Origin of the sequence: Pseudomonas sp. R62 (assembly GCF_000257605.1) — a bacterium.
GTDB lineage: Bacteria > Pseudomonadota > Gammaproteobacteria > Pseudomonadales > Pseudomonadaceae > Aquipseudomonas > Aquipseudomonas atacamensis.
In genome coordinates this window covers 2,092,201-2,097,844 of sequence record NZ_JH635999.1, presented here as the reverse complement: position 1 = coordinate 2,097,844, position 5,644 = coordinate 2,092,201, and the positions used below count along the sequence as shown (strand labels likewise).

Here is a 5,644-nt window from a genome sequence, read left to right as displayed (position 1 = left end):
GTACGCCGAGGACGCCTGCAAACTCGCCTTCACGCCCATCAATGGCGTACTGAACGTCACGCAAACCGGTGCGGACTCCGACTGCGGCGGAGGCATGGGCGTGTATTACGCCGGTCGGTATGTCGCCTCCGAACAACCGCTGAAGCTGGATTACGATCTGCTCAGCCTGGGTCTGGCTCGCACACCCGCAGAAGATCAGGCACTGCGTTCGCTGCTCAAGACCGACTACCAAAAACTGGTAGAGACCTCCGGTTCCTTGCAGGTCGGCGAAGACTCAAAAGATGTGCCCGATGCTCAGGTTGTAGAAATGTGGATGCGCGGTCTCGGCGGCATCGGCATCCTGATGAGCGCGGCCGACGCGCAGGTCTGGCTGATCTTCAAAAGCTACGATGACCAGAGCCATGAACATCTGCGGTACTACACCAACGTGGCGAAGTGGAAGAAGCGGCTGCCCGATGTGCTGCAGGGCTGGTATGACCGCATGCACGAAAGTCAGTCGTCTCTTGTTCTGGAAATGATGCCCTGAGCCACAACTCCATCCGCCTCACGCAATAACCGCTCGATCTGCGCCAACTCCCACGTGCTGAGCAGACTCACCGGGTCGGTACCATAACGCTGCCAAGTGTCCAGCGTCGCTTCATCCCCGGCGCAGTTGCGCGCGTATTCACAGTGATGCAAGTGTCCCTCGGCGAAGTCCAACCGCAGATGCCAGCCCTCGATATCAACGGCAATCAGCCCGGTCTCGGACATTACCTGGCAGACTTCGAACCCAAGCACGCCCAGCGCAGCTTCGCGCAGACGCTGACACACATCCCGGGCGGACAAAAACGCTGACATGCTGCGACTCGATTCGATGGACAAGCCTGCAAGGATAAGGCCCGCGCCACCCCATGTCAGCGTTTCACTGGCCCGAGGCCGAACAATTTCGTAACATTCGCCTCCCTCTTTTTTCGCGAAAACAGCAGCCGTGCCCAGCGGCCGCTCAGTCAGGTAAGCCATGAAACCGATTCGTCTGCGCGCCGATGTCCTCGCCGGACTCACCACCTCGTTCGCCCTGTTGCCCGAATGCATTGCTTTCGCGCTGGTCGCGCATCTCAATCCGCTGATGGGCCTGTACGGCGCGTTCATCATTTGCACGCTGACGGCGTTGTTTGGCGGTCGACCGGGCATGGTTTCCGGTGCGGCGGGTTCGATGGCGGTGGTGATCGTCGCGCTGGTGGTGCAACACGGCGTGCAATATCTGCTGGCGACGGTGCTGCTCGGCGGTCTGATCATGATGGCGTTCGGGCTGTTGCGCTTGGGCAAACTGGTGCGCATGGTGCCGCATCCGGTGATGCTCGGCTTCGTCAACGGCCTGGCGATCATCATTGCGCTGGCGCAACTGGAGCACTTCAAAAGCGGCGAGCACTGGCTCAGCGGCACGCCGCTGTATCTGATGACCGGGCTGGTGCTATTGACCATGGCCATCGTTTACATCCTGCCGCGCCTGACCAAAGCGGTACCGCCGGCCCTGGTGGCGATCCTTGGTGTCGGCCTGCTGGTCTACCTGTTCGGGCTGCCGACCCGCACCCTCGGTGACATGGCGCACATTGCCGGCGGTCTGCCGACCTTCGCTTTGCCGGACATCCCATGGAATTTCGAAACCCTGCGCATCATCGCCCCGTACGCGATCCTGATGGCGATGGTCGGCCTGCTGGAAACCCTGCTGACGCTGAACCTGACCGACGAGATCACCGAAACCCGTGGCTATCCGGATCGCGAGTGCGTAGCGCTCGGCGCGGCGAACATGGTGTCCGGGGCGTTCGGTGGCATGGGCGGTTGCGCGATGATCGGGCAGACCGTGATCAATCTCAGCTCCGGCGGGCGCGGACGCTTGTCCGGCGTGGTTGCCGGTGTGCTGATTCTGTTGTTCATTCTGTTTCTGTCACCGCTGATCGAACGTATTCCGCTCGCCGCGCTGGTGGGGGTGATGTTCGTGGTGTCGCAGCAGACCTTCGCCTGGGCGTCGTTGCGGGTGATCAACAAGGTGCCGCTGCACGATGTGCTGGTGATCATCGCGGTGACCACCATCACCGTGTTCACCGATCTGGCCACGGCCGTGCTGTGCGGGATCATCATCGCTGCGCTCAACTTCGCCTGGCAGCAGGCCCGCGAACTGTATGCCGATGAACATCTGGAGGCCGACGGCAGCAAGCTCTATCGCCTGCACGGCACGCTGTTCTTTGCCTCGACCACGCCGTTTCTCAACCTGTTCGATCCGGCCAACGATCCGGCGAAAGTCACTCTCGACTGCCGACACCTGAGCTTTGTCGATTACTCGGCGATCGCCGCATTGAAAACCCTGCGTGAACGCTACGCCAAGGCGGGCAAGCATCTACAGGTGTTTCATCTGTCGGAACGCTGCAAGAAATTACTCAAGCGCGCCGGCGTCGATCACGACTGACGCCGCTGGTTTTGCGTCCTTGAGCCAGGTCTTGCCGAGAATCCGCGAGACCTGTTCGGCGGAGTAGGGCTTGGCGAGAAATTCAAAACCTTCGTACCCGCTGCGGGCCAGTTCTTCGCTGTAGCCGGAGGTGAGAATCACCGGCAGATCGGGGCGGCGCTGGCGCAGTTCCTTGGCCAACGCGACACCGGTGATGCCCGGCATGACTACGTCGGAAAACACCGCATCGAACGCGCTGGCATCGCTACCGGCCAACTGCAGGGCTTCTTCGGCGTTGGTCGCCCACGCCGTTTCATAGCCCAGATCCTGGAGGATCTGATTGGCGAAACGGCCGACATCGAGATTGTCTTCTACCACCAGCACCCGGCGTTTTTCGCAGGCCGGCTGCACCTCGCCATCGTCCTCTGCCTCGTCCATTTCTGCCTCGATCGCCGGCACTTGCGGCAAATACAAGGTGAACTCGGTGCCTTGACCAAGGACGCTGGAAACATCGACGTTGCCGCCCGATTGCTTGGCGAAGCCGAACACCTGCGACAGCCCCAGCCCCGTGCCTTTGCCGACAGCCTTGGTGGTAAAGAACGGCTCGAAGATGTGTTCGAGGGTGTGTGCGTCGATGCCGGCACCGGTGTCGGCCAGGGCAATCGACACGAAATGGCTGCTGGACCCAGCGTGGCCGCGAATCGGCGGCAGCGCTTTATGGCACTCCAGGCGCAATTTCAGCTCACCCTGACCATTCATGGCGTCGCGAGCGTTCAGGGCGATGTTGATCAATGCTGTTTCGAACTGACTGAGATCGACGCGGATGTAGCAGGGGTGATCCGGGCGCTCGACGCACACGTGAATCTGCGCGCCGGTGACCGATTCGAGCATCTCGCCGATGTTTGCCAAACGTTCGCCGGCGTCGACTACCTGCGGATTGAGCGGCTGACGGCGGGCGAAGGCGAGCAACTGGCTGGTCAGCTTGGAGGCCCGCTCGACGGTGTCGGACACCGCGCGCATGTAGCGCTGGCGGCGTTCTTCCGGCAGGTTGGGCTGGCGCAGAAAATCCACCGACGAACGAATGATCGTCAGCAAATTGTTGAAGTCATGGGCGACGCCGCCGGTCAATTGGCCGATGGCTTCGAGCTTCTGCGACTGGCGCAGCGCCGACTCGGCCTGGGCCAGACGCAGGCTGCGCTCTTCGACCCGTTGCTCCAGCGTGGCATTGAGTTCGGCCAGTGCAAGCAGGCCCTCGCGTACATTTGCATCGGCGCGCACCCGTTCGATGTGCGCCCAGCAACGTTCGGTGACTTCGCTGAGCAGCGCCTGTTCGAAGCTCGACCAGACACGCGGCACTTTGTCGTGAATGGCCATTAACGCGGTAAGACGGCCTTGCTTGATCAGCGGCACGCAAATGGTGGCGGTGATGCCTATGCCCTGAAAGGTCGCTGATTCTTCCGGCGGCAATTCGCTGCGGTTGTCGTGGATCACCAAAGGTTGACCCGCGCGCAGAAGACGTACTGCTTTCTCGCCGAAATCGCGCAAACGGTAGTGGCCGACGATGCTCGGCGAACCCGGCGCTGCATAGTCGCCGCGAATGGTGAAACCATCTTCGTCGGCATCCATGTCGGCGTAGGCGCAATTGGACAGACGCAGTTGCTCGACCATCAGCCGCGTGCTTGCCGCCAGGATTGCTTGCGCATCCGTGGCATTGGTCACCGCTTCGCCGATGGCATCGAGGACCGCCAGGCGTCGGTTGAGATAAACGGTCTGGGTGGTCTCGGTGACGGTGTCGATCATGCCGACGACATTGCCGTGGGAATCACGAATCGGGCTATAGCAAAAAGTGAAGAACGCCTGCTCCGGGCCTTTGCCGCGTTCGATCTGCAGAGCAAAGTTTTCGATGTAGGTGGCCTGGCCGGCGTACGCGGCCTCAGCAATCGGGCTGATCTCGTGCCAGGCTTCCTTCCAGATGTCGCTGAAAGGGCGTCCCAACGCGTGCGGCTTGTCGCCGAGAATCGGTACGAAGGCGTCGTTATAGAGAGTGATGAGTTGCGGGCCCCAGACGATCGCCTGAGGGAAATGCGAGGCGAGACTGAGCGAGACAGTGGTCTTGAGTACATCGGGCCAGTTTTCCAACGGGCCGAGGGGCGAATTCGCCCAGTCGTGACGGCGGATCTGCCCGGCCATCTCGCCGTTGTCTTGCAACCAGTCTGTCATGGGGTTCGTGTCTTTCCGGGGCATTTGTCTGAGAACAAAGACCTGCGCGCAGGGTGTTTGGTTTCAGCGCACCAGACACTGTTTGCGCTGCGAATTATTCTGACCTACATCATGGCAGCAAAAAACAGCGCTGGCGAAAAGAGCATCTTTCCGCCAGCGGATTTTTCTTCAGTTCGTGAGCGACTGCTCAGGCCTCGACGGCCGGGAAGTCAATGTCGGTCAGCGCCGTGTTGTTCAGGTAGTTGGTCAATGTTTGCACGGCCACCAGGGCAATCACTTCGATGATCTTGCTGTCATCAATACCGGCAGCGCGAGCGGCGGCCAACTGTCCATCGCTCAAGTGGCCACGGGTTTCGGTCAGTTGGCGGGCGAGGGCGGCGTAGGCATTCAGTTCGCCGTGACGTGCCGCGATGATGTCCTGCGCCGACAGCCCGGCCTTGCCGGCAAACACGGTATGTGCGGACAGGCAATAGTCGCAACCGTTGACCTGCGAAGTGGCGAGGTATACGGCTTCTTTTTCCTGGGCGCTGAGCGAAGTCTTGCCGAGGATCGCCGAAGCTTGCAGGTAAGTGTCGAATGCAACCGGCGCTTGGGCGAGGGTGGTGAAGACGTTGGGCAGGAAGCCGATTTTTTTCTTCACGCCTTCCAGTGCAGGACGGGTGGCATCGGTGGCTGTGTCGAGGCTGATTGCAGGGATGCGGCTCATGGTGATTCTCCGAAATTCCGCAGCGAAGTGCAGCGGCGATGGAGAGATCTTAGGGGCTACCAATGGCGCCTTGGCGGCAAATCGTCGAGGATATGCGGCAGATCGTCCAGATATGCCTTCGGGAGTCAGCCATGGATCGCCTTTCCACATTACTCAGTCATTTCGGTGTGAACGCCGGCACCTTCCATAGCGGCGCGTTTTGCGGCGTGAGCGTTCACGAAGGCGAACCGGTCGGCCATGTGCATGTTCTGCAAGCCGGGGCGTTGCTGCTCAAACCGGGCAACGAGCGGGAAATT

4 protein-coding genes and 2 pseudogenes are annotated in these 5,644 nt (G+C 60.8%); 3 read left to right on the top strand and 3 right to left on the bottom strand.

Annotated elements, in window-relative coordinates:
* Positions 1 to 526: pseudogene (locus tag OQK_RS30690) on the top strand (lysozyme inhibitor LprI family protein); the annotation flags it as partial.
* Here the strand turns inward: OQK_RS30690 and OQK_RS27290 are convergent.
* Positions 493 to 837 (bottom strand): DUF7693 family protein, encoded by a 345-nt coding sequence (locus OQK_RS27290; protein WP_038862217.1) that lies wholly within the window; start codon positions 835 to 837, stop codon positions 493 to 495. The pseudogene OQK_RS30690 and the gene OQK_RS27290 overlap by 34 nt on opposite strands.
* 160 nt (positions 838 to 997) lie before the next feature.
* Between OQK_RS27290 and OQK_RS27285 the strand changes: the two genes are divergently transcribed.
* Positions 998 to 2,443 (top strand): SulP family inorganic anion transporter, encoded by a 1,446-nt coding sequence (locus tag OQK_RS27285; RefSeq protein WP_016775251.1) that lies wholly within the window; start codon positions 998 to 1,000, stop codon positions 2,441 to 2,443.
* Here the strand turns inward: OQK_RS27285 and OQK_RS27280 are convergent.
* Together OQK_RS27280 and OQK_RS27275 are read right to left on the bottom strand one after the other, a co-directional pair.
* Positions 2,411 to 4,642 carry a response regulator gene (locus tag OQK_RS27280; RefSeq protein ID WP_016775250.1) on the bottom strand — a complete coding sequence of 744 codons (2,232 nt, stop codon included), beginning with the start codon at positions 4,640 to 4,642 and terminating at the stop codon, positions 2,411 to 2,413. The two genes, OQK_RS27285 and OQK_RS27280, sit on opposite strands and share 33 nt — an antisense overlap.
* Before the next feature lie 187 nt (positions 4,643 to 4,829).
* Positions 4,830 to 5,348, bottom strand: a complete 519-nt coding sequence (locus tag OQK_RS27275; RefSeq protein ID WP_016775249.1) for a carboxymuconolactone decarboxylase family protein — start codon at positions 5,346 to 5,348, stop codon at positions 4,830 to 4,832.
* Positions 5,349 to 5,479: 131 nt separating this feature from the next.
* On the opposite strand from OQK_RS27275, the pseudogene OQK_RS27270 reads away from it, so the two are divergent.
* Positions 5,480 to 5,644 (top strand): annotated as a pseudogene (locus OQK_RS27270) (AraC family transcriptional regulator); the annotation flags it as partial.